The sequence below is a fragment of the Paracoccus subflavus genome, assembly GCF_004310345.1.
Taxonomy (GTDB): domain Bacteria; phylum Pseudomonadota; class Alphaproteobacteria; order Rhodobacterales; family Rhodobacteraceae; genus Paracoccus; species Paracoccus subflavus.
In genome coordinates this window covers 36651-61590 of record NZ_SISK01000014.1, presented here as the reverse complement: position 1 = coordinate 61590, position 24940 = coordinate 36651, and the positions used below count along the sequence as shown (strand labels likewise).

Genomic DNA, 24940 nt, shown 5'->3' with positions numbered 1-24940 from the left:
CCTCGCGCGAGGCGATCTGGACGTGGGGGACGCGCGGTTCCTCGGTGCCGATGGCCGGGCCGCCCTCGGCCACGCGCCGCGCAGCATCCGCCATCAGCCTGCGAAATTCGACAATCGCCAGAAGCGGGTCGATGCAATCATCGCCAGCTTGCCTGTGGATCAGGTCAAGGACCGGATGATAACGCTCGATCCGCGGAGGAAGGAGTTCGAGGGGGTGCTGTCGTCGGCCCCCGCCCCCGATCTGGTGGGTTTACATCCGGCAATGGCGAAGACCTACCGCGCCGCGTCGGCCAGCTGAGTCGAGGACTGTTCGATGCCCAAGGGCAGGAGGAAGCCAAGGAGGCGCTGCGAGCCTTGGTAGAGAAGATCCTGATAGTGCCGGTGGAGAGCGAGGACGGGGGCACGCGTCTGGCGATAGACCTGCACGGCGCCCTGGCGAGCCTGTTGCGGCTGGCGACGGGGCAGCCTGTTCATATAGTAGCCATATAGCCATATGACCAGCCAAAACGCAAAAAGCCCCCCGCGGGGCGGGGCAGGAAGCGCATATCAGTGTCCCTCCGGATAGGAATGAACTACAAGTCTTTGATATTGATTATGAATTATTGTTGGTTGCGGGGGCAGGATTTGAACCTGCGGCCTTCAGGTTATGAGTCGTGTCGAACGGACCATGAACAATTGCTCGGAAGCGCGAGTTCTTGCGCAGTTTCCGACACTTGCCGATCCCACTAGCGCGGCTCCGCTTCGCACGATCTGTCGGGATTGCGCAGCGTTTTTCGGCCTCGTGCTTCCACAATGCTTCCAAGGGGCGGAGACCTGATTATCCGGTAGCACGACCATCAGGCGGCGGTGAGCGACCAGAAGCCGAACTTCCTGCCGTGCTCCTCCTTCAGCCGGGCGACGTAGGCGTCGTGCGTCTCGAACGCCGCGAAATCCGCTATGTCGCCCGCGAGCCGGGCGCAGGTAACCAGATGCTCGGCGGCATAGCGATACCGCTTCGCCCGCGATCGGGTGAGCGTGAAGTCGATCAACGCGCGGAGCACCAGCGTTGCAGCCAGCGGATGACGTTCTGACAGGGCCTCCGCCGCGGGCGCGAGATACTCGTAGTGATCCCCGTCGATCTCGTCGTGCCGGGCCACCAGAAGTTTTGCGGCGCGATCCAGCGCCGGCCAGTCGAGGAAGAATTGCAGGGCGTGAAGAAGGCTCGGATAGGCCGTGGCGTGCGCCATCGCCCGCTCCTCGGCCTCGATGTCGTCGAAGTCGGGCAGCCGCTTGAGATAGGCTCGCAGGTAGCTGTCGGAGAGCGTGCGCTCGAAGCAGTCCCATCGGAACGCCTGTGCCTCCTCGCCGCGCCCCAGCGCCTCCAGCGTCTGCAGGCGAATGTCCTGCCAGGCCAGCGGAACCCGCAAGCCGTCGCCGAGCTCCGCGCGCTCGAGGAACCCCAGCGCCTCCCCCGCCCTGCCGGCCGCGAGCAGGCGCTGCGCGATCTCGGCCGCGATCTGCGGCACCTTGCGGGTCTTCGGATCATACTGGGCGATGAAGGCGTCGACGTCGCCCTGCGCGTCGGCGATGTCTTTGAGTGCCATGGCGACCGTGCTGGTGCGCTCACGCGCCCGCATCTCGTGCTCGTAGGTGGTGCCGCCCGTGCCCCAGCCCACCGCCTTCCATTGATCCTTCGGCGGCACCGGCACAGGCGAGCGACCGAGGTCCTCGGCCATCGATTTCAGGGCAGCCAGCCCCTCGTCGCCGAGCGCCGGGGCCATGATGCCGATCAGGCCGTCATACTGGCCATAGCCGTTGTCCTGCAGCGCATCGAGAACAGTGCCGGCGAGCGCCTGCGGATCCGGCTGGACCTTCGCGGCGAGCTGACCCAGATCGGCACACGCCTGGTGGAAGATGCCGATGACGGTGCCGCTGGAGTCGTCGCAACGCTCGAACACCGGTGTGGCGAGCGCCATGAACCGCCACATGAGCGCCAGCGCCTCGTCCGGATCGGCCGGCGCGATCTGCTCGACGATGGCGCGACGCTGGGTTTCGAGATCCGTGACCAGCGCCTTGCGGTTCTTCCATGTGATGAAGCTGCGGGCGCGGGCGATGCTGGTCAGCCGCTTGGTGATCTCCCGCGCGGCCTCCCTCGGGCTCTGGGCCCCCGCTAGTGCCAGCCGCAGCTTGCGCTTGGCCGCCGCGTTCCCGGTGCTGACCTCGATCAGCAGTTGCGCCAGGCGCTCTGCGCCCAGCTCTTCGAGGTTCTTGGCATTGAGGGTGGTCTTCGAAGCCATTGGATCGCCAGTTTCTTTTCCCCGAGCCTATCAGCGGTCCGCGGGATCCGGAACCTGCGTTCTGATTCGCGCGGCTCGTCGATTTCCCGCACCATCGCGCCGAAACGCCTTGCGCGGAAACGCGAGGCATTTCCTTTTTCTTCGCGATTTCAATGTGTTCGTTGACTGTCGCCCGCGCTTCAGCACTGTGGAATGGCGAAAGAACCACCGAAGAGTGCCATGCCCAGGATCACCAAACGCCTCGTCGACGCCGCAGAAGCCCGCTCCGCCGAATACTTCGTCTGGGACAGTGAGATCCCTGGCTTCGGGCTGCGGGTGCTGCCGAGCGGGCGCAAGGGCTACGTGGTCCAGTACCGCGCCGGACGCCGGTCCCGGCGGATCAGCCTCGGGCCCAGCACGGTGCTTACATGCGAGCAGGCCCGCAACCGCGCCATCTCCATCGTCGCTGCCGCGCGCAACGGTGCGGACCCCGCCGCCGAGCGGGACGCGGGGCGCAAGGCGATCACGATGAAGGAGCTGGCGGAGCGGTTCGACAAGGAGCACATCGCGATCCGCGTGAAGGCGAGCACGGCCAAGGAGTACCGCCGCAACCTCGAACGCTTCATCCTGCCCGCGCTCGGGCAACTCACGGTCACGGGCATCACCCGGGCGGACGTGGCCAAGTTCCACCACGACCTTCGCCACATCCCCTATCAGGCGAACCGCTGCCTCGAAGTGGTCTCGAAGATGTTCAGCCTCGCCGAGATGTGGGGCCTGCGTCCGGACGGAACCAACCCGCGAAAGCACATCCGGAAGTATCCCGAGGAGAAGCGCGAGCGCTTTCTCAGCGCGGCCGAACTCCGCCGGATCGGTGAGGTGCTGCGCGAGATGGAGGCGGAAGGGATTGAACTGCCATCAGCAATCCTCGCCGCTCGCTTGCTGATCCTGACCGGCTGTCGGCTGAACGAGATCATGACGTTGAAGTGGGCATACGTCGATCTGGCCGAGCGCGTCCTGCGCCTGCCGGATTCCAAGTCCGGCGCCAAGGTCGTCCATCTCGGCCAGCCCGTCGTCGATCTGCTCCGCGACGCTCAGCGCATCGACGAGAACCCGTGGGTCATCACCGGCACCCTGCCGGGCAAGCGCCTGAGCGATCTCCAGCCCTTCTGGCAGCGCGTTCGCGCCCGCGCCGGGGTGAAGGACGTCCGCATACACGACCTGCGCCACACCTTCGCGTCGACCGCCGTCGCCTCGGGTCAGGGACTGCCGATGATCGGCAAACTCCTTGGCCACACGCAGGTCCAGACCACGGCGCGCTACGCCCACCTCGCTGCCGAGCCGGTGCGGATGGCGGCGGATGCAATAGCGCAGAACCTGCGGCAATCCTTGGGATAATCGCGCGCCGACGCGCCCCTTTTCGATTGATTGCTTAATCCCTCACGGCTACGGTCCAAGAAAGCCCAGAAATTGGGCGCGCACAGTTCGCGTGCGCGCAGGGCTGGGCGGGAGTGCAACGTGGACCGGGACAAGGCCGAACTACGCTGGGGGATCGAGCAGCGCCTCGAGTTCATCGAGTTCCGCCTGTTCTGGGAGGGTCACGTCAATCGTATCGACGTGATGCAGCAGTTCGGCGTCTCGGTGAACCAGGCATCCTCGGACCTGAACCGCTACATCGCGCTGGCACCGGACAACATGGTCTACGACAAGAGCGCGCGGACCTACGTCCGCGGCCCAGACTTCGACTGCAAGTTCCGCCCGCCGGACGCAGCGCACTACCTCGCCCAAATCCGCCTGGTTGCCGACGATGTGCTGGAGCGCGAAGATTGCTGGATCCCTGACCTGCCACCCTACGCATCCGCCCCGACGCCGGTTCGCGGCGTTGAGCCTGTGACGCTTCGCTCGGTTGTCGGCGCCATCCGCCGGTCCGAGGCGATCGAGGTGAAGTACCAGTCCCTGTCCAGCCCCGAGCCGCGCTGGCGCTGGATCGCGCCTCACGCCATCGCGTTCGACGGGTTCCGCTGGCACACCCGGGCGCTCTGCCTGACCGATGACTGCTTCAAGGACTTCCTGCTCTCGCGGGTGCTGGAGATTCGAGGATCGCGTGAGAGCGAAGCGTCAGCCGACGATGATCGCGACTGGCATTCCGAGGTCACGCTGGAAGTCGCCCCCCACCCCGACCTTTCAGAGACGCAGGCGAAGGTCATAGCGCTAGACTACGGGATGCGGGCCGGCAAAGCGAAGATCAAAGTCCGTAGGGCGTTGCTGTACTACGCGCTCAGGCGTCTCGGGCTTGATACGGACCCAGCCGCCAGGAGGCCGCAGGATCAGCAGATCGTTCTTCTGAATGCAGCCGAACTGGGTGAAGGCACTGTCCCGACTGCGGGCGCAATGGCGCAGGAGGGTTGAGGATGATCGATAGACTCGACCGCGTCGTCGACGACGTTTCGACAGTGCACAGCAAGTTGGTCCTGCTCATTGGGGAACCCGGAACTGGAAAGAGCAAGCTGCTTCGTCAGCTTGCGGAGCGAAGAGCGGCCCCTACCCTCAACGTTGGAGCAGCCCTCGGTCGCGAATTGCTTACGGTGCCGCGTGCGCGACGGCACCTTCACGTTGCCGAAATATTCAGGCGCCTTGCGGATGATCTTGTGAGCCAAGGGATTCTGACAGTCGACAACATCGAGCTTCTCTTCGACCGGACGCTACAGCTCAGCCCGCTCGACCTGCTCAGGCGACAAGCTCAGTCACGCCGGATCATCGCAGTGTGGCCTGGAGGCACGCGGGGCAATCGCCTCACATATGCCGAGACGGGACACTCAGAACATCAGGACTACGCCATCGACGGCCTGGTCCCATTCACTGTGCATTGAAAAGGGGACGAAGGATGTCGATGCGTTATGCCGATCTCATTCAGTTCGAACCGATTGAGTCCGTTATCCAGCTTCTGGACGCCAATCGTCCAGATGAGGCCAAGAAGCTGGTTTCGACCTACGTGATTTCTGACGATATGGCTGATCGGATTGCCAAGCTCATGATCCCTCAGCTTTCGTTCGACGACGGCGTGGACCACAAGGGCGTACTGGTCGTCGGCAACTACGGGACAGGTAAGTCGCACCTGATGTCCGTTCTTTCGCTGGTGGCTGAGGATGCAGACTACGTCCAGATGATCCATCACCCAAAGGTGGCTGATGCCGCCAAGGCGATTGCGGGCAAGTTCAAGGTTCATCGGATCGAGATCTCAAGCCAGATGTCGTTGCGTGACATCATCACGCAGCAGCTGGAGGTCTTTCTCGAAAAGGAAGGCGTAAGCTATTCCTTCCCGCCGGCCGACAAGGTGATCAATAACAAGGGCGCCTTCGAAGAGATGATGGCGGCGTTTGCCGAGGTGCACCCGAACCACGGCGTTCTGCTAGTGGTGGATGAGTTCCTCGAATACTTGCGTTCGCGCAAAGATCACGACCTTGTTCTCGATCTGTCGTTCCTGCGCGAGATTGGTGAGGTCACCAAGCACCTCCGCTTCCGCTTCGTCGCAGGCGTTCAAGAGGCCATCTTCGACAGCAGCCGCTTCCAGCATGTTGCGGATAGTCTTCGTAGAGTGAAGGATCGGTTCACGCAGGTGCTACTTGCTCGGCAAGACGTCAGCTTCGTCGTGGCCGAACGGCTCCTGAAGAAGACGTCGGATCAGCAAAACAAGATCCGCGCGTACCTCACGCCGTTCTCCAAGTTCTACGGATCCATGAACGAGCGCATGGACGAGTACGTTCGGCTGTTTCCGGTCCATCCTGACTACATCGGAACATTCGAGAGACTTGTCTTCACCGAGAAGCGCGGCGCCCTCGTCACACTCCGAGACCAGATTCAAGCTGTGCTCGATCAGGAAGTTCCTGAGGATCGGCCAGGCCTGATTGGCTACGACAAGTTCTGGGATACAGTAACGTCAAACTCGGTTCTACGAGCTGATGCGAACATCGGACCCGTGCTCAAAGTATCGGAAGTCCTGTCAGAACGGGTGAAGAAGGCTTTCACGCGTCCTGCCTATAAGGCAATGGCCTTGAGGATCATTGATGGTCTCTCAGTCCATCGCTTGACCACAGGCGGTGACATCTACGTGCCTGTCGGCCCAACGGCTGAAGAACTTCGAGACACGTTGTGCTTGTTCCAGCCTGGCATTGAAGACATGGGAGGTGATCCGTCCGATGATCTGTTGACCGCCGTGCAGACCACACTCCGGGAGACGCTGAAAACGGTCAACGGGCAGTTCATCTCGAAGGCTCCCGACACTGAGCAGTACTATCTCGATCTGAAAAAGGACGTCGATTACGACGCTCAGATCGAGAAGCGCGCCGAAGCGCTGTCAGAGGACTCGCTTGATCGTGCCTACTTCGGTGCCATCCGCCAGCTCATGGAGCGGACAGACGAGTCCAGTTATGTGACCGGTCACCAGATCTGGCAGTATCAGATCGAGTGGCAGGAGCACCGGGTCGAGCGTATAGGTTACCTCTTTTTCGGCGCGCCGAATGATCGACCAACGGCCCAGCCAGAACGCGACTTCTACCTCTATTTCATTCAGCCGTTCGATCCGCCCCGCTTCCGTGATGACGACAAAGCGGATGAAGTCTTCTTCCGGCTGAAGGAGCCCGACGACAGCATAAGGCGCCTTCTCAGGTTCTATGCAGCTGCGCAGGAATTGGCGTCGACCGCGAGCGGAGGCGCGAAGTCGGTATATCTCGACAAGGCCCGAGATGCCTTGCGCGACATGAGCAAATGGCTTCAGGAGAAACAGCTCGAAGCCTTCGAGGTCACCTACCAAGGCAAGTCGAAGTCGCTGCGCGACTGGACGAAAGGCATCTCCCTTCGAGAGAAGGCGCGTTTGGGGCCGGACGAGCGCATCAACTTCCGGGATGTGGTCAACGTCATTGCTGGGGTCGCTCTGAATAGCCGCTTTGCCGATATGGCGCCCCAGTATCCGACCTTCTCTGCATTGATCACCGAGGCCAACAGAAAGCAGCTGGTCGGAAACGCGCTTCGTGCGCTGGCCGGCGGCACGAGAACAAAGGACGCCGTCGTCATCCTCGACGGTCTCGAAATGCTCGACGGGGATCGCATCGATCCGACCCAGTCTCGATATGCCCAGGACGTGCTCGCTCGCCTCAAGGCCAAGGGGCATGGGCAGGTACTGAACCGCGGCGAACTCCTGAGCGGCGATGCCGACGTCGAGTACTTTGCGCCGGTCAAATATCGCATGGAATCCGACCTGCTGGTCACCGTGCTTGGCGGGCTCGTCTATTCGGGCGATATCGTGCTCGCGATCACAGGCGATAAGATCGACTCCAGTAAGATCACGCTGCTGGCCGAGCGCCCGCTCGACGATCTGCGGCATTTCAAGCACGTCGAAGCGCCAAAAGAGATCAACGTCGCGGTCCTTCGATCACTGTTCCAGCTCCTGGAACTTCCGCCTGGCCTCGCGCAGCAGGCGACGCAGGGATCCGATGAGCCCGTCAAGGCGCTGCAGGAGGAAGTCAACAAGCTGACAAAGCGCGTCCTCGGCGCGACGACCGACATGGCAAACCGCCTCAGCTTCTGGGGTCAGCCCCTGCTCCGCGAGGAGGAGATCCGTGACTGGCGCACAAAGCTCGACGCGCTCAAGGCATTCTCCGAGAGCCTGGCACCCTACAACACCGTCGGCAAACTGAAAAACCTGCGCATCGGGTCCGACGACATCGCGGCGCAGAAGAAAAACCTCGAGGTGCTGGCCTCGGCCGAGGGCCTGATGACCCTGATCGGCGAACTGGGCAGCACCGCGAGCTATCTCGGCCAAGCGGAGATGGTGCTGCCCGCCGACCATGCGTGGGTGAGGCAGGCGCAGGGAACGCGCAAGCAGGTGCTCGACAAGCTCGCCGCCGAACGAACGGACCAGAACGCGGCCGAGTACCGCCAGACGCTCAACCAGCTGAAGAAGGACTACGTGAAGGCCTACGTCGCGCTGCACAGCAAGGCGCGGCTCGGCGTCTCGGAGGACAAGACCAAGAACGCCATGCGTAAGGATCCGCGCCTCGTCGCGATGCGGGCGCTGGCCGGCATTTCGCTGATGCCGACCAGCCAGCTCACGAGCTTCGAAGAGAAACTCGACAAGCTGAAGAGCTGCGCCTCGCTGGTCGACTCCGAACTCTCGGCGTCACCTGTCTGTCCGCACTGCAACTTCCGCCCGGCGAACGAACAGGGCGACCTGCTTCCGGCAGCCAACATCCTCAAGCAGCTCGACGACGAACTCGACCGGCTGCTCGAAGGCTGGGTGCAGACGCTCGTCGACAACCTCGAGGATCCGATCATCCAGTCGAACTTCGAACTGCTGAAGGACTTGTCGCGCAAGATCGTCACCGGCTTCGCCGAGACAAAGACCCTGCCCGAGATGGTGACGCCCGAGTTCATCGCTGCCGTTCAGGAGGCGCTGTCGGGGCTGGAAAAGATCAGCGTTGCCCAAGAGGACATCAGGAAGGCGCTGCTCCAAGGCGGATCGCCGGCTACGCCCGAGGATTTGCGCAAACGCTTCGAGTCGTTCCTGAACGACCGCTGCAAGGGCAAGGACACCACTAAGCTGCGTTTTGTGGTCGAGTGATGGCCCGCCACCCCTTTTCCGGAGAAGAACCGATGAACGATCAACTGAAGATGGACAGCGGGAAGAGCGGTGGCGCGGTCGAGTGCCTTGGCATCACCTTCCCTAGCGAGGATGCGCGGCGGAAGTACTTTCTGGGGCTGTTGGCCGAGAAGTTGAAGGATCCGGCCTTCCGGAACCAGGAGGGGTTTCCGCAAGGGTCGGATGACGCGATCCTGGCGATGTCAGATCCACCGTACTACACAGCTTGCCCGAACCCTTGGTTCATCGATTACGTTAAGCACTACGGGACCCCCTATAGCCCGGGAGACCGAATGGCTAAGGAGCCTTTTGCATTTGACGTAAGTGAGGGAAGAAGTGGCATTTTCTATGATGCGCACAGCTACCACACAAAAGTTCCACATAAGGCAATCATGCGCTACGTGTTATACTACACAAAGCCCGGTGATTTGGTTGCTGACACCTTTTGTGGCACCGGCATGACTGGGGTGGCAGCGCAACTTTGCGGCAACAGAAAAGCCGTCGAGGAATTGGGTTATCGAGTCGATCAAGCTGGTACGATTTTCGAGCCCACTAAGGTTATGGGACGAGTTGAATGGAGGGAATTTTCGAGGCTCGGAGAAAGAAAGGCCATCTTAAATGATCTTTCTCCAGCCGCGGCATTTATTGCTGCCAACTACAACACCAAAATTGACGTAGTGCGCTTTAAGCAAGAGGCGCTTAGACTGCTCGATGAAGCTGAGCGCGAGTTGGGCTGGATTTATGAAACCAGCCATAAGGGCTCAACGATACGAGGTAAAATCAATTATATCATTTGGTCGGACGTCTTTACATGCCCAGAATGCACCGGCGAAATTACCTTCTGGGAGTCCGCAGTTGATCATGTCGCTGGGTCTGTTCGAGAGCAAATTGAGTGCCCTCATTGCTCTGCAGAAGTCACAAAAAGGACACTTGATCGTTGCTGGACGACCTTCAATGATCAAAAACTCGAACAGCCGGTGCGAATTGCCAAGCAAGTGCCGGTTCTCATAAATTATTCAGTTGGCAAATCGAGATACGAGAAGAAGCCTGACAGCCACGATTTGGCCGTATCTGAGCGCTGCCTTCAAGAACTCATAAAGTACGATTATCCAACCAATAAATTACCTGATGGCGAAAAAACTGGCGAGCCAATTCGCATGGGCATCAACTTTGTCCATCATTTCTACACACATCGCAATCTCTTAGCGCTTGCATTTCTTCGACAGCACGTGAAGAGGAAAAGTCATGGGAAAGCACTTGATTTCTTGATAAACTCCTATGACTTGACCCACAGCACAATGATGAGCCGCGTGATATTCAAAGGCGGCGGAAAGAAGCCAGTCTTGACGGGGTATCAGTCAGGTACGCTATATTTTTCTTCCTTGCCCGTAGAGAAAAACATCTTTGAAGGAATAAGGAAGCAAAAGCTGAAGATAATAGTTGATTCATTGGCATTGGTGTCCTCCTCCCAAGCAATTCAGACGGGAAGCGCCAGTCACGTTAAGGTGCCCGACTCATCAATTGACTATCTTTTCATAGATCCCCCTTTCGGTGCCAACATAATGTATTCTGAGTTAAATTTCCTCGCCGAGATGTGGTCGGGCGTAAAAACAAACACTGCATCAGAGGCTATTGAGAGTAGATCCCAAGGAAAACAACTTGATGACTATCGCCGACTGATGAGCGTAAGTTTTTCTGAGGCATATAGAATACTTAAGCCTGGGCGTTGGATGACAGTTGAGTTTTCAAATACAAAAGCATCAGTTTGGAATAGTATTCAAACCAGTTTGCAGGAGGCGGGTTTTGTCGTCGCTAACGTGTCTGCCCTGAATAAGAAGCAAGGCAGCTTCAATGCGGTGAACAATAAGACTTCAGTCAAGCAGGATCTAGTGATTTCGGCCTATAAGCCGAATGGCGGCCTTGAAGAACGCTTCTTGAAAACTGGTGGAAGCGAGGAATCGGCTTGGGATTTCGTGAGAACCCACCTGAGCTATCTGCCTGTCGTAAAATCCAAATCGGATGAACTTACCTACATACCCGAACGTGATCCAAGAATTATCTTTGACCGGATGGTGGCTTGGTTTGTACGGCATAATGTGCCTGTGCCGCTCTCAAGCCAAGAGTTCCAAGAGGGACTTCGCTTGCGATTTTCAGAGCGCGACGGCATGGCGTTTCTACCTGAGCAAGTCGCGGAGTACGACCGAAAGCGGGCCCAAGCCGCGCAGGCACCGCAAATGGAGCTGTTCGTCTCGGACGAACGCTCGGCCATCGACTGGCTGACGGACTTCCTGCGCAAGCGACCCTCAACCTATCAGGAGGTGCATCCGGAGTTCACGACCCAGCTTGGCGCCGGCTGGCGGAAGCACGAAGAAAAGCCAGAGCTCTCGGCGCTACTCGCCGACAACTTCCTCCGCTACGATGGCAACGGCGACGTGCCCAGCCAGATCCACAGCTACCTGTCCACGAATTTCAAGGATCTGCGCGGGCTGGAGAAGGACGACCTGCGGCTGAAGGCCAAGGCGAAGGACCGTTGGTTCGTGCCTGATCCGAGCAAGGCAAAGGACCTGGAGCAGAAGCGCGAGCGGTCGCTGCTGAAGGAGTTCGAGAGCTACAAGTCCGCACCCGGCCGGAAGCTCAAGGAGTTCCGGCTCGAAGTGCTGCGCGCAGGCTTCAAGACCGCGTGGGGTGCGAAGGACTACAAGACCATCATCAGTATCGCCCAGAAGATCCCCGAGGAGGCGTTGCAGGAGGATGAGAAGCTGCTGCTCTGGTACGACCAGGCGCTCACCCGCATGGAGGCCAATGCGTGACGCATGCAGACGGCGGACATGGCATCGGCGCGTGGTGCTGGCATGAGAGGCATGCCGCGCCCTGCCGTGTCGTTGATCGGGAGGAGATCTGGGGCGAGACCGCCTATCGGGTCTGGCTGCCCGGTAAGGACGCTGTCGTCCGCGCCCGCGCGCGCGATCTGAGCCCGCTCGACGCCGTCCAGCCGACGGTCGAGCACATCCTGCACACTGCCGCGGCGGCGAAGCTTCTGGACGCGCTGGAGGACAACCTCCTGCTGGCGCCGATCCAGTCGAGCGTCGTGCCGCTTCCCCACCAGCTCTACGCGCTCAACCGCGCCATGAGCCGGGACCGGATCCGTTATCTGCTCGCGGACGAGGTAGGACTCGGCAAGACGATCGAGGCTGGCCTCATCCTTCGCGAGCTGAAGCTGCGCGGGATGGCCAAGCGGATCCTCGTCGTGGCGCCGAAGGGGCTGGTCCGGCAATGGCAGGCCGAGATGCGGCTGCATTTCGGCGAGAACTTCCAGTTCATCGAGCCCGCCGAACTCTCCGCCTTCCGCCAATGGCGAAGCGACGAGGAAAACCTCTGGCGACTGCATGATCAGGTGATCTGCTCGCTCGACTCCGTGAAGCCGCTTGATGGGCGTCGCGGCTGGAGCCTCGAGCAGCTCAGCACCTACAACCGCGAGCGTTTCGAGGACCTGATTTCGGCATCTTGGGATCTGGTCATCATCGACGAGGCGCACCGCATGGGCGGGAGCACGGACCAGGTCGCGCGTTACAAGCTGGGCGCCGCACTGGCGGAGGCGGCGCCATACCTGCTTCTGCTGTCCGCGACACCCCACCAGGGCAAGACCGACCAGTTCCATCGGCTGATGCAGCTGCTCGACCGGGATTCCTTCCCCGACGAGAGCAGCGTGTCGAGCGAGCGGGTTCGCCCCTTCGTCGTACGGACGGAAAAACGCGTCTCCATCGACGCCGAAGGCAAACCGCTGTTCAAGCCGCGCATGACCCGGCTGCATCCGGTGGCATGGCAGGACCGCCATGCAAGCCAGCAAAAGCTATACGAAGCCGTCACCGACTATGTCCGCCACGGGTACAACCAGGCCATGGCGGCGAAGCAGCGCCACATCGGGTTTCTGATGATCCTGATGCAAAGGCTTGTCACATCCAGCACGGCCGCCATCCGGGCGACCCTCGAAAAGCGTCAAGCGCTCCTGGATGAGCCCCAACTACAGCCATCCCTCTTCGAAAAGGCGGACGTTGACGCATGGGCCGAGCTGGACGGACAGACCCAGGTGGATATCGCGGTCCAGGCCAAGGGCTGGGAGTTGGAGAAGGCCGAAGTCGACACGCTTCTCGAGCTTGCCCGATCGACAGAGGCACAGGGAACCGATGCCAAGGCCGAGGCGCTTCTGGAGCTGATCTACAAGCTGCAGCAGGAGGAGAACGATCCCGAGCTGAAGGTTCTCGTCTTCACTGAATTTGTGCCCACGCAGGCAATGCTCGCGGATTTCCTCGAAGGCCGCGGCTTCTCGGTCGCTACACTGAACGGGAGCATGGATCTCGAAGCACGCGCGCGGGCCCAAGGAGTTTTCTCCCGCGATGTCCGCATTCTGATCTCGACCGATGCAGGTGGCGAGGGCCTGAACCTTCAATTCTGCCACGTTATCGTCAACTTCGACATGCCGTGGAATCCCATGCGCGTCGAACAGCGCATCGGCCGCGTCGACCGGATCGGGCAGCCGCACATCGTGCGCGCGATCAACTTCGTCTTGGAAGATACGGTCGAGCATCGTGTGCGTGAGGTTCTCGAAACCAAGCTGGCCGTCATCGCAGAAGAGTTCGGCGTGGACAAGGCCGCCGACGTGATGGACTCCGTCGAGACGGAGCCGCTGTTCGATGAACTGTTCGTTCAAGGGCTCCAGAACCCTGACACGATCGAAAATGAATGCGACGCGGTTGTATCGCAGCTTCGGTCGACCATCGCGGAAAGCCGAAAGAGCAGCGAGCTCTTGTCCGATGGCCACGATTTGGATGCGGACGAGGCGCGGAAATGGAGAGATCATCCCGCGCAGTTCTGGTTGGAACGCGCAATCACGACCGGACTACCCGCGCGCGGTGGGGAAGCTGTAAAGGAAGCCGATGTTTGGCGGGTTCGTTGGGCGGACGGCAGTGAGTCAGCCAAGGTCTGCTTCGACGCTAGAACGGCCGAGGAGCGGCCCGACGTCGAATGGGTGACGCTTGAAGATCCACGCGCTCGGGCGGTTATCAGCGATCTGCCGCGCTGCGTTTCGGGCCAACCCCTCCCCACTGCGCGGATAACCGGACTTCCCGCGAGTGTCCGGGGCGTATGGTCGCTCTGGGAGATTAGCCTGTCCGCCGATGATTTTAGCCGGCGGCGATTCCTTTCCGTCTTTGTGAACGACGAAGGGCGGACCTTCCTGCCGACAGCCAAGCGGGTCTGGGATCTTCTCCTGACAGAACGTGTCGAGACGGTCGGAGCAGTTACTGCCGACGATGCCAGCTACTGCTTTGATCGCTCAAGAAATGCTGCTCTCGCTCAAGGAGAACGCATTTTTGCAGATCTGGTTGAGGAGCACAGGGCCCGAATTGAGGAAGAGCGCGAACGAGCCAAGTACGCCTACGATGCGCGACATCAGGCTATTGGACGGGTTGGGCTCCAGACAGTCCGGGACTACCGTCGCAAGCGTCTGCGTGCCGACCATGACGCCCGCATGGCGCGTCTGGATGCCGCGGAAGCATACACGCCCGATCTGAACGCCGTTCTCATATTGCGAGTCGGCGAACCGGGACCGGCTGCATCATGAGTGCCTGGACCGATCGCATCCTGCAGGAGTTTCCTGCCGATCTTTCCCGCTTCTGGATCGCCTGCGATCCGGATGATCTCCTGTTGGATGAGCGCATCTTGCACGGTCTTCGGGAACGAGGTTTCGAAGTACTGCCCTTCGAGGACCCTGTCGCCTTTAGAACAGAGTACGAAGAGCGCTACCGGGCGGCTTGGGATCGCGGCGAGGAAGGAACGTCGAAGGCGCTCGTCCTTCAACTGCGTGGAACTGATCTGAACACGCTGCCATGGGACTATGTCCGCATGGGACGCAAGGTCAGCCTGAGCCTGGCCGACCTGTTTCCGAGGTTGAGCTATGGCGTAATCCGGCAAGTGGACTCGGAGCACCACGAAGCCCTCTTTCTGGCGCACAACAAGCACGCCACTCAGCCGCTCGGGGAAGGCGCGACCAAGGACTTCATCCTGACCCACATCTTCCGCATCAGCCCTTACCTGCTCGGTGGGTCGGAGGACTTCTGGCGAGAGGTTTTGCGGCTCCATTACCGCGGGGCTGGGCTGCCCAATCTGCTCGCAAAGCATGTTGCGGCGATCTTGAATGACACGCCCCTTGGAGATCTGCCCATCGCAGAGCTGCTGTCGTCCAAGAATTACACGGTGCGCGCCGTGCAGGATGCTTGGGGCCGTTTCCTTGCGCAGTATGGGATTCAGAGCGATCGCACTTCGAACGACGACAGCGCAGAAGCATTGCCAGAGGTTTCAGTACCGTTTGAACATCCTGATGTGAGGCTCATCACCGACACGATGTTCCTTGAAGGCACCCTTCAGCCCGTCGCTACATCAAGTTCCGCGGCTGACCTGCCCGACTGGGTCAGGGTCGGTGTTGTGGCTGATCCTCAATCCTTTGGAACCCTCGTATCTGAAGGTGCCAAGAAGATAGCCGCCGACCTGCCGACAGTAGAAGCGACGCACCGTGACTGGGTGGAAACAGCTCGCCGGCTGGGAGAGGTCATTTCCCGACTCAACGGTCTGAGCACTGCGCTCGCCGAGCCCATACAGCCCCAGGTGCGCGCTTTGCAGCGCGAGGCGGATGAGAGGCTGAAGGACTGGATAGTCCGACATTATGCGGATCTGTCGTCTCTTCCGGCTGCGAAAGGGCCGGTAATGGTCCATCACGTTCCCCGTTATCTCGCTCTGCGGCGAAGCGCCGGTGAGGATCGAGTGGCGCTTCTTGTATTCGATGGCCTTGCAATGGATCAGTGGGTTCAGATCCGAGAGCATCTCGCCGACAGCATTCCCAGCTTCTCCTCTGATGACAGCGGGTGCTTCGCTTGGCTGCCCACACTCACGTCTGTCTCACGCCAAGCTCTATTCTCCGGCCTCAAGCCCCGCGAGTTCGCCAACTCAATCGAGGTGACATCAAAAGAGCCATCCCTCTGGGCGCGCTTCTGGCAAGATCACGGCCTTCGCCCATCGGAAATCTATTTCCAGAAAGGCTTGAAGAATACGGGTCAGCTGATCGAGCTTGAGGAAGTGATATCAAGACCGTCGACGAAGGTCGTCGGCCTGGTCGTAGACATGATCGATGAAATCGTCCACGGGGCCATGTTGGGAAAGCGTGGAATTGCCGGGCAGATCAAGGCATGGTGCGAAACTGGTTTCGTTGAAAAGCTTGTGCGGCTCTTCGCCGATCACGGGTATCAAATTTACCTTACAGCGGACCACGGGAACGTTGACGCCGAAGGGATCGGACGCCTCAACCAAGGCGCAGTCTCCGAGGTCCGGGGCGAACGGGTACGAACCTATCGCAGCGAAAGCTTGGCAGCGTCTGTTCCTGCCGAGATTGACGCGTTTCGGTTCGATAGTGCTGGACTACCGCCCGACTTCCTCCCGGTATATGCCGACACGCGCGGTGCGTTCGTTCCGAAAGGAGATCAGATCGTTGCACACGGTGGGGCTTCTGTCGAAGAATTGATCGTTCCGTTCGTAAAAATTACGATGACGAGAACGGCAACATGAAATCTCTATCCCCTCAGATTGGCTTTGACCGCTTCATTCAACTTGAGTGGGCAAGGGTAGCGCTGCGCGTCAGAGCTGGCATGGCGAGTATTGAGGAGCTGACAGAGCTCCTCGACGCTGCTCACTCAGGGTCCGCCGCCAAGAAGAAGACCCGCACTGTGCTTAATCGCCTGTGGCTGGAACCGCTCCCGGAATTGGTCAGTCTCGCGGATCGTGGCGTTCGGATTTACCGGGATGCGCCTGAGTCTTCTGTTTCCGCTCTCACTTGGGGCATGGCACTGGCGTGCTATCCATTCTTTGGACGGGTTGCGGAAATTGTTGGCCGATTGACGGCACTGCAGGGCGAATGCACCTCGGCCGAAGTGCATAGACGGATGGCGGAGGTCTATGGGGAGCGAGAGGGAACGCGCCGCATGACCAATATGGTTTTGCAATCACAAGCAGATTGGGGCGCCATCGACAGACCGAGTAAGGGGAAGCAGATTGTTCGAAAGTCGCCCATTGATCTCGAAGGATCATCAGTGGTTTCGTGGCTAGTTGAGGCCTGTCTCCGCCACGCAGGTCGAGCCCTATCCGTCGCGACCATTGAGGCCAACCCTCTGCTTTTTCCATTCCGGCTGGGAGGATCTCTTTCGTATATTTTGTCCGGATGCGAAACGCTAGACATTCGCGTTGACAGCGCAGGCAACCAAGTCGTTACGATTTCAGGCTGAACTAAAGCCGCTCAGCCGATCTTGCAGCCCCAGAAGGACGTGTGATCGGCGGCGAAGTAGCCGTCCGCGACCCGGAAGTATCCCTGCAGCTCCACGGTATCGCCCGCGGTGAGCGGCACCATGGTCTGCAGCCAGATGGCGGTGGCGAGCGAGACGTGGGTGGCGGAGATTTCGCCGAGGGAGCCGCGGATTTCGGTCGTGCCGTTCAGGACGAGCCGCCCGCGCATGCGGGCCGTGGCGCTGGCGTTGATCTTGTAGAGCAGCGTCGCGCCGAAGATGTAGGTGCCGTCGACCGGGGCCACGAAATGGTTGTTCGCGGCGTCGAACGCGCCTTGATCGTTATAGTCGGTGTTGTTCAGACCGATCTTCGTCCAGGTCCCGACGCCGACATAGTTGTCGTAGTTGGTGTACGCCTTGAAGCGCGGCAGCCGGGGCTGATCGACGATGCCGTTGGCGTTGTCGACGCTCAGCCCGTCGAAGAAGGTGCTGCCGTCGGCCGAGACCGCGAGCCGGAAGCGGTCGGAGCCGAAGAGCCCGACCAGCGCCTTGGTCACGAAGCCGGTCTGCAGCGTCAGCCCGAGATCGTCGCCCGCAGCCTCCTTGTTCATGGTGTAGAACAGATCGCCGGTCCCACCCTCGACCACGGTCTTCGCGGTCCAGAGCGCAGCGTTGAGTTTGGCGGAGAATGGGTTCGAGGCATCCGCCGTCGTGCCGAGCCCGAGCAGCGCCATATTCTGCAACTCGCTGGGCGTGGTGCCGACCCAGCCCGCGCCATCGTAGACCAGCAGCAGGCCCTCGTCCTCGACCCAAGCCCGCCACCCGGTGCGTGGCGGCAGACGCAGCCAGGCGCCATCGGTCCAGAGCGCGACGTTCAGGTCCCAGCCCGCCCAGTCGCCGGTCGCGCCCGAGGCGACGATGTAGCGGTCGCCATCCGCGGGGCTGCTAGGCGGCGCAGTCAGGTCCCGGTCGAGGACGGAGAGCTGGACAAGCCCGTCGAGGATCCGCAGCGCCTCGTTGTGAGTGACATGCTTCTGGGCCTGCGCCGCCAGGATGTAGGGCAGCAGAAGATGGGTCGTGGCGTCGGACATGGGATGGCCTTCAGAGTATCAGCGTGACGGTTTTCGGCGCACCTCGCCCCACAAGGGCGGAGAGCTGGAAGATGCGGATGTCGAGCATGTCGCCGGGGCCGAGCGGCGCGCCCCAATCGGCGCTCTGCTGGGCGGCGGTGTAGGCCGCGCTGGTCGTGGTCGCGCTCAGCACCCGCTTCACGGTGGCGCCGTCCAGGATCTCGACCTCGTAGGCCTCCAGTTCCTCGGCCAGCGGCACTTCGAGCCCGCCCCAGCTGTCGGCGGACAGCGCGCGTGACCGGCGCGTCCAGCGGATGGTGAGATCGCCGGGCGAGCGCGGCCTGCGCCAAGGCTGCTCGACATGGGCGACCGAGAACGGCCGCAGCCCGACGCCTGCTGGCGTGATGGCTTGCGCGACAAAGGTCTCGTCGGTGACCGGTCGGCTGGCAGGGCCGATGCGCCAGTTCCACGGGATGCCGAGATCGGCCTCGGCGATCGGCAGGGACGCCAGCGCGGTGTCCAGCACCACGACCCGCGCCCCCGCAGGCGCCGGATTGCCCATGGCGCCCTCGGTCCCGCGCTGGCCCCGCAGCAAGTGGGTCAGTTTATAGCGGCCGGGTGCCATTAGCTCGGCCGCGCCCGCCTGCACGATCTCCCAGACACCGGGCGAGGTTTCCACCGCCAGTGCGTTGGCGCCGCCGAACAGGGTCAGGTCCGTTACGCTTTCCAGCGTGCCGGTCAGCAGATCGACGACCAGCGCATTGCCGAGGTCGAAGCGAGAGGTGGGGCCCGCGTAGAGGTCGGAGACCAGCGTGCCGATCCGGGCGCGGCTGCCGAGCATGGTCAGCAGCTCGAAGCCATCGGTCGAGGGGCTGCGGAAGACCGCCATCTCGCCGGGCCAGGGAACCGCGTGCGCGGCGACCAGCGGCCGGTGCGCGGGCTGATCCTCGGTCAGCTGCGGCAGGTCCATCAGCACCGCATCCGGCGCGCCGAACACGACCGCCCGCGTCAGCGACGCCGCGCGAGGGTCTCCGGGCGGTAGGTCGTAGGTCGCCCTGTCCTGCCGGATCGTCTCGATACCGCGCGCCTCGGCGTCGGCAATGGAGATGAGCCGCAGGTCGACCAGCCGCCCGTCATGCGCGAGGCGGATCGCGTCAGCCGGGTCCAGCGCCAACCGCGAGGGCGGCAGACGGAACGCCGCCGTCTCGCGCCCCACCCACGCCTCCATCAGCGCGCGGCGGCAGCGGCGCTCGGCTTCCTCGGGCGGCACGGCCATGGGGAAGGACTCCGAGGCGATCCGTGTCGTGTCCACGGTGATGCGTCGCGCCTCGACGAGGGCCGCGTCGTAGTCCTCGTCGGCGCGGGCGATCTGCCATTTCAAGGCCTGCGGCAGTTCGGTCTCCTGGCCGCGCGTGAGCTCGATAATGTCGCCTTCACGACCGGCCACCAGATCGTCGGGTGCGAGGGTGGCGACGGAGGCCCGACCACGCATGATGAAACGGATCACGCCCTCGGTCTCCACGGCGTCGAAGCCGAAGTGGCGCGACAGCGTGGTGATCGACGCGCGCGGACTCTCCAGCGCCGTGATGGCGTAGCCCTCGACCGCGCCCCAGAGGCCGATGACGTCGATCCGCGCCTCGGGCAGCCCGGCGCGCAGGCAGAGGTGCCGCACGAGGGCCGCCAGCGACACAGCGCCGAGCCGCCCCGTCAGCCAGTGGCCGAGCCGCCAGTTCGCGCCGTCCGTCCAGACGTCGGTCAGCGCCGGGAAGAAGGGATAGGGCCGCGCGTCCCAGTTCCATGCGGCGCTTTCGGGGACGTGCACCATCCGGCCGCCGTAGACCGATGACAGCGGGTTGTTCGCGGCCTCGCCCCACCAGAGGTACGTCGCCTCGAGATAGGCGCGCTGGATAGCGTCATCCCGCCAGCCCCGCGAGAAATGCGGCGTGAAGCTTTCCGAGGACTTCGGGTCGAAGAAGACGTTGGGCTGGTTGGTGCCCCGGTCGATGGCGGGACAGCCCAACTCGGTGAACCAGATCGGCTTGGATTGCGGCGCCCACGCCGTCGGCGTCCCGCTCTCCACCCCACCGGGGCGGTCGTAGTGCGGGTTCGACCACCAGGCTCGCAGATCCTTGTAGCGGAAGACCCAAGGCTTGCCCGCAGCACCATCGGTGATCGGGGTGCGGACCTGCGCCGAACGGTCGGCGGCGCTGGCGTAGAACCAGTCGAAGCCTTCGCCGCCCGCGATGTTCGTCTGAAGATAGGCCCGGTCATGGATCGCGGGCCAACCCTCGGTCGCATCCGCGTGCTCGAACCCGTCGCGCCAATCCGACAGCGGCATGTAGTTGTCGATCCCGACGAAATCGATCTCCGGATCGGCCCAGAGCGGATCGAGATGAAAGAACACGTCGCCCGAGCCATCGCCCGGCTGGTGCCCGAAATACTCCGACCAGTCGGCGGCGTAGCCGATCCTGGTCCCCGACCCGAGGATCGAGCGCACGTCCGCGAGCAGGTCCCGATAGGCCTGCACCGCAGGATAGCTGCTGGCACCCGACCGGATGGTGGTCAGCCCCGGCATCTCGGTCCCGATCAGGAACGCATCGACCCCGCCCGCCGCCGCGCAGAGATGGGCATAGTGCAGCACCATGCGCCGCAGGCCCCAGTCTCCGGGCGTGCCGGTCCAGGAGACGGACTGACCCGAAACGCTGAAGCTGGCGGGTGTGGCCGCGCCGAACAGCGCCGCGACCTGCGCAGCCGCCGTGGCGGTCTTGTCCACCGTCCCCGCGAAACCGGCCGCAGGCGAACAGGTGATCCGCCCCCGCCAGGGGAATACGGGCTGGCCCGTCTCCGCGGCGTTTTCGGAATACGGGTTCGGCAGGCTGTTGCCGGGCGGCACGTCCATCAGGATGAAGGGATAGAAGGTCACGCGCAGTCCGCGCGCCTTCATCTCCTGGATCGCCTGTACCACGGCGAAGTCGGACGGCGTGCCGCCATAGACCGGGCGGTCCTGGTCGTCGCGGCTGACGAGGAAAGCACTGGCCCGGCTGACGCCATTCACCGACCAGCTGGCGGGCGTGGTGGATTTGGCGGAGACCTCGACGCCCGGCCGCACCTTGCAGGATCCCGCGCGCAGGTCGTCGCCGAACCAGGCCACGACGAGGCTGACGCTCTCGACCGCCGGGGCCATGGCCCGCAGCCGGTCGAGCGCCTCTACCATGTCGGTGGAGTCGGCGAGCGCATTCAGGTTCTCGGGCACCGTCGCGCCGCCATCGGTCTTGCGGATCGCCTGCGTCGCATAGGTGAACTCGCCCGAGGCCGGGATCATGGTGACAGCGCGGGTCAGCCCCTCGGCGGTGTCGGGGTCAGCCAGCGGCCGGAACACCTCGAAGGACAGCTGCGGCAGGCGGTTGCCATAGGTCGAGAGCGCCAGTTCCTCGAAGACCACATAGGCGGTGCCGCGATATGCGGGCGTGCTGGCCGCGCCCATCCTGGCCGCGATGAACGGGTCCGCCGTCTGCGCCTCGTCGCCGGGATACCAGCGCCAGGTGACGCCGGAGAGGTCCATGGGCTTGCCGTCGGCCCAGATGCGCCCGATGCCGGTGATCAGTCCCTCGCAGAGCGCCACGGCGAAGGAGGCGTAGTAGAGATACTCGGTGGTCTTGACCTTGCCGCCCCCGCCACCCTTGCCGCCGCCCTGCGTGGTGGTCTTCGTCTCCTCGCGGAAATCCGTCGCCCAGATGATGTTGCCGCCCATGCGCATGCGGCCGTAGAGCCGCGGGATGACCGCGCCCTCGGTGGCAGAGGTGATGCGCAGCGTGTCGAGCCGCGCGCCCTCGATGCGCTGCGTGGGCGCCAGCGACGAGATGATCCAGCTGTCGACGACCGAGCCGATGCTGGAGCCGATGAAGCCGCCGATGGTGGCGGCGCTGACGCCGAGGATCGAACCGCCGATCGAACCGCCAATGGCGGCGCCAGCGGCACCGAGAACGAGGGTGGCCATTTCGGAGTCTCAGCGTTGCGGGAACAGGAAGGCGAAGGCGATGCGCCGCCGCCAGGCTTGCGTCAGCGGTTCCTCGATCACGCCGAGCCGCTCGTAGGCATGGAGGAAGCTGTCGGGTGCGGTCAGGATCCCGACATGCTTGGCGATGGCGCGGGGCTTCATGCGGAAGAGCACCAGCGCACCGGGCCCGCCCTCGGCGGGCGACACCTCGATCATCATGCGCCGCGCGCCCTCGGCCAGCACCTCGCGCGGGCCCGTCTCGCCCCAGTCGCGGCTGTAGGGCGGGATCGGGAACGGCTCGGGACCGACGACCTCGCACCAGACCCCTCGGGCGAGACCGAGACAGTCGCAGCCGACGCCGCGCAGGCTGGCCTGGTCGTGATACGGCGTGCCGAGCCAGGAGCGCGCAACGGCGATGACGCGCGTGAGGTCGGCGGCTTTCACAGCACGCCGCCCTCGTGCCCGCCATCCTTCGTGGCGTAGCGCAGCACGGCGTCCTGGCCGGGGATGTGCGGGAAACCGCGGAAGTTCGCGGTGTTCGCGAACTTCGCCCCGCAGGTCTCCATGCGCTTGTCGCAGCCCGCGCGGATGGTGAAGGCATCGCCCTCGGCGATCGCGCGCACCGGTGCCTCGAGCAGGGTCAGGATCGCCACGCCGTCGGTCACCTCATGGCCGAGCACCTCGGTGCGCCGCCCCGCGTTCGCGCCGTTGGTCCATTCGAGTGTGCCGAAGGTGAACCAGCCCGCCTCGAACCCGCCGAGGCCCGAGGCAGTGAAGGCCCGGTCGCGCAAGAGATCGATGACGGCGCCCGTGCCCTTGTAGGCCGGATCCTCGAGATCGACGCTACAGCGCGCGTCCCCGAGCGCGGCGTCGCAGGTCGCCTGGAAGGTCCGTCCCACCGTCTGGCCGAGCACATGGGCAAGCGAGCGGACCTCGGCGACGAAAGCGAGCCGCCCGCGCCGGATCTGGCCGATGGCGCCGCGCCGCATCAGCACGCGCTGGCTCGTGTCGGCCCAGTTCACCCGCCAGACCTCGACCTCGGCGTTGTCCCAGCGGCCGTCTAGGATGTCGGTCTCGGTGATCCGATCCGAGGTCAGCACGCCCTCGGCATCTTGCGCGTCGACGGACAGGTCCGAACCGGAGCGCACCTCGGAGGCCGTCAGCCCGCTTTCCGGCTCAAAATCGGTCCCCTCGAAGCTGAGTGTCCGGTCGTGGTCGGTGAAGCCGAAGGTGACGCCGTCGGCGCGGGCAATCCGCCAGCACCAGGCGAGCGTGGTCGTCCCCTCGTCGAGATGGGCCTGCAGCGAGGGCGAGAGGGATTTCATCGGCAGGTTCCCGTCATCCGGTCATCGAGATCGGCGATCCAGTCCGCCCAGTCCGGCGGAACCCCCGCGACGGTCTCGGCAGCCGGCCGGGCGAGGCGCGCCTCGGCATAGGAGGCGCAGCCGGCGTCACCAGCGCTCATCGTTGCGGCGCAGCCGGTCAGCGAGATCGCCAGCGCGGCGGCCGTCACGAACCGCGTCGCGACCGCGCTCGACGCGCTCGCTCTTGTCTTCGATCGCATCGTGTTCCGCCTCCTTTTTGCCCACGTGCTCCCCTTCCACGCGCCCCCAGACCCGGCCGAGGATGACACCCCCGGCGGCGCCCAGAGCCGCGACCAGCCAGATCAGGAGATCAGCCATCGTCCCGCTCCCCGTGCGCGGCGGCGACGCAGAGGGCGACGACGAAGACCCCGAGGCAGCCGCCCACGACCACACCTGCAAAGAACTCAAGCATCGCCGCGGAACCCGCGCTCGATACGGTCGCGCAGGCCGATCAGGCCGAGACCGAGGAACATGAGGCCAGCGGGAGAGGCATCGCCCGAGCCAGCAAGCAGTGCGACGAGGCGGGAGAGTTCCCCAAGCGGCCCGGTGGAAGGCAATGCGAGGGAGGCGATGCCAGTGAGCATGGCGAGCAGTCCCGCCCACCAGGTGAGCGAGTTGGGTCGGACGTAGCGCATGAGTCAGGCCCTCCGGATCAGGGTGGAGAAGAAGGCGGCAAGCCGGGCGAGCCAGCCGGTCGGCACGTCGGGCACAGGATCGAGGGCCAGTGGCCTCGGCAACGGCGACGGCCGCAGCAGCGCCAGAGCCTCATCCTCGGTCAGGCGACGGATCGGCCGCGAAAAGTCCACGCGGCCCGTGCGGTCCACGGACCAGACCGGGATCGTGCCGCCGGGATAGCGGCCATGGCGGAACAGGTCGCGCTCGGCTTCTCGCCGCGGGATGATCGAGGCCGGTCGCCGCCAGTTTAGAAACGCGTCGGCGGCTGCAACGCGATTGCCGGCGTTGAGGTGTCGCGTCAGCGCAGCCTTCGCGATGCCGCCGGTATTGTAGTGGAAGCTGACCAGCGCATCGAACTCGTGCAGCGCCAGCGGCACCTTTATGGCGCGCAGCACAGTGGCCTCGTAGCGCGCGAGATCGGCCCGGAAAACTCGGAACGCCTCAAGGAGCCCGGCCTCGAGATCGGCGGGCATGCCGCGCGGCATGGTGGCGGGATCGGGCGGCCCGGCCGCGGCCGTGTGGCCGATGCCGAAGGTCCAGACCTGTTTCACATCGAGATAGGGTCCGGGCACGATTCCTTCGTGCCGGACGAGGGCCAGAAGGCCCCGGTCGGTCATGTGCATG

20 protein-coding genes are annotated in these 24940 nt (G+C 63.1%); 9 read left to right on the top strand and 11 right to left on the bottom strand.

Annotation, left to right across the window (positions count from 1 at the left end; all coding sequences use genetic code 11):
* The coding region (locus EYE42_RS16435) for a hypothetical protein (RefSeq protein ID WP_246020836.1) at positions 1-94 on the bottom strand (94 nt) is incomplete at its 3' end.
* 81 nt (positions 95-175) lie between these two features.
* Between EYE42_RS16435 and EYE42_RS16515 the strand changes: the two genes are divergently transcribed.
* A complete protein-coding gene (locus EYE42_RS16515) occupies positions 176-298 on the top strand; it encodes a hypothetical protein (protein WP_281277824.1) in 123 nt (40 codons plus the stop codon).
* Between the two features lie 538 nt (positions 299-836).
* On the opposite strand, the gene EYE42_RS14775 is transcribed toward EYE42_RS16515, so the two are convergent.
* Complete coding sequence (locus EYE42_RS14775) at positions 837-2276, bottom strand: DUF6880 family protein (RefSeq protein WP_130992086.1); 1440 nt, start codon at positions 2274-2276, stop codon at positions 837-839.
* Positions 2277-2495: 219 nt separating this feature from the next.
* Between EYE42_RS14775 and EYE42_RS14770 the strand changes: the two genes are divergently transcribed.
* The 8 genes from EYE42_RS14770 to EYE42_RS14735 all read left to right on the top strand — a co-directional run bounded on the left by EYE42_RS14770 (position 2496) and on the right by EYE42_RS14735 (position 17213).
* Entirely contained in the window at positions 2496-3650 is a 1155-nt protein-coding gene (locus EYE42_RS14770; protein ID WP_130992085.1) for a tyrosine-type recombinase/integrase, read from the top strand.
* Between the two features lie 120 nt (positions 3651-3770).
* On the top strand, positions 3771-4661 hold the full coding sequence (locus EYE42_RS14765) for a BrxR family helix-turn-helix transcriptional regulator (protein WP_130992084.1): 891 nt from the start codon (positions 3771-3773) through the stop codon (positions 4659-4661).
* 2 nt (positions 4662-4663) lie between these two features.
* Positions 4664-5122 (top strand): BREX-3 system P-loop-containing protein BrxF, encoded by a 459-nt coding sequence (brxF, locus tag EYE42_RS14760; protein ID WP_130992083.1) that lies wholly within the window; start codon positions 4664-4666, stop codon positions 5120-5122.
* 14 nt (positions 5123-5136) lie between these two features.
* Entirely contained in the window at positions 5137-8868 is a 3732-nt protein-coding gene (locus EYE42_RS14755; RefSeq protein WP_211657955.1) for a DUF6079 family protein, read from the top strand.
* A gap of 32 nt (positions 8869-8900) precedes the next feature.
* Complete coding sequence (locus tag EYE42_RS14750) at positions 8901-11696, top strand: DNA methyltransferase (protein ID WP_130992082.1); 2796 nt, start codon at positions 8901-8903, stop codon at positions 11694-11696.
* Positions 11693-14506 (top strand): DEAD/DEAH box helicase, encoded by a 2814-nt coding sequence (locus tag EYE42_RS14745; RefSeq protein ID WP_130992081.1) that lies wholly within the window; start codon positions 11693-11695, stop codon positions 14504-14506. The genes EYE42_RS14750 and EYE42_RS14745 overlap by 4 nt, the downstream gene beginning before the upstream one ends.
* On the top strand, positions 14503-16500 hold the full coding sequence (gene pglZ, locus EYE42_RS14740) for a BREX-3 system phosphatase PglZ (RefSeq protein ID WP_130992080.1): 1998 nt from the start codon (positions 14503-14505) through the stop codon (positions 16498-16500). Before EYE42_RS14745 ends, pglZ begins: the two co-directional genes overlap by 4 nt.
* Positions 16497-17213, top strand: a complete 717-nt coding sequence (locus EYE42_RS14735; protein ID WP_130992079.1) for a hypothetical protein — start codon at positions 16497-16499, stop codon at positions 17211-17213. Before pglZ ends, EYE42_RS14735 begins: the two co-directional genes overlap by 4 nt.
* Positions 17214-17224: 11 nt before the next feature.
* Here the strand turns inward: EYE42_RS14735 and EYE42_RS14730 are convergent, their stop codons facing one another.
* Genes EYE42_RS14730 through EYE42_RS14695 form a run of 9 tightly spaced genes read right to left on the bottom strand, consistent with a single transcriptional unit; the run spans position 17225 to position 24939 of the window.
* On the bottom strand, positions 17225-18301 hold the full coding sequence (locus EYE42_RS14730; RefSeq protein WP_130992078.1) for a DUF2793 domain-containing protein: 1077 nt from the start codon (positions 18299-18301) through the stop codon (positions 17225-17227).
* Positions 18302-18311: 10 nt separating this feature from the next.
* Positions 18312-22277 (bottom strand): baseplate multidomain protein megatron, encoded by a 3966-nt coding sequence (locus EYE42_RS14725; RefSeq protein WP_130992077.1) that lies wholly within the window; start codon positions 22275-22277, stop codon positions 18312-18314.
* A gap of 9 nt (positions 22278-22286) precedes the next feature.
* Positions 22287-22721, bottom strand: a complete 435-nt coding sequence (locus tag EYE42_RS14720) for a C40 family peptidase (RefSeq protein WP_130992076.1) — start codon at positions 22719-22721, stop codon at positions 22287-22289.
* Positions 22718-23602, bottom strand: coding sequence for a DUF2163 domain-containing protein (locus EYE42_RS14715; RefSeq protein WP_130992075.1), 885 nt, complete (start codon positions 23600-23602; stop codon positions 22718-22720). The genes EYE42_RS14720 and EYE42_RS14715 overlap by 4 nt, the downstream gene beginning before the upstream one ends.
* Complete coding sequence (locus EYE42_RS16050; protein WP_165455809.1) at positions 23599-23742, bottom strand: hypothetical protein; 144 nt, start codon at positions 23740-23742, stop codon at positions 23599-23601. Before EYE42_RS16050 ends, EYE42_RS14715 begins: the two co-directional genes overlap by 4 nt.
* Positions 23729-23959, bottom strand: coding sequence for a hypothetical protein (locus EYE42_RS14710; protein WP_130992074.1), 231 nt, complete (start codon positions 23957-23959; stop codon positions 23729-23731). The genes EYE42_RS16050 and EYE42_RS14710 overlap by 14 nt, the downstream gene beginning before the upstream one ends.
* Positions 23952-24053, bottom strand: coding sequence for a DUF3789 domain-containing protein (locus EYE42_RS16610; RefSeq protein WP_130992073.1), 102 nt, complete (start codon positions 24051-24053; stop codon positions 23952-23954). The genes EYE42_RS14710 and EYE42_RS16610 overlap by 8 nt, the downstream gene beginning before the upstream one ends.
* Entirely contained in the window at positions 24046-24276 is a 231-nt protein-coding gene (locus tag EYE42_RS14700; RefSeq protein ID WP_115395219.1) for a hypothetical protein, read from the bottom strand. Before EYE42_RS14700 ends, EYE42_RS16610 begins: the two co-directional genes overlap by 8 nt.
* A 3-nt stretch (positions 24277-24279) precedes the next feature.
* Positions 24280-24939 (bottom strand): lysozyme, encoded by a 660-nt coding sequence (locus tag EYE42_RS14695; RefSeq protein WP_130992072.1) that lies wholly within the window; start codon positions 24937-24939, stop codon positions 24280-24282.
* Position 24940 lies beyond the last annotated feature (1 nt).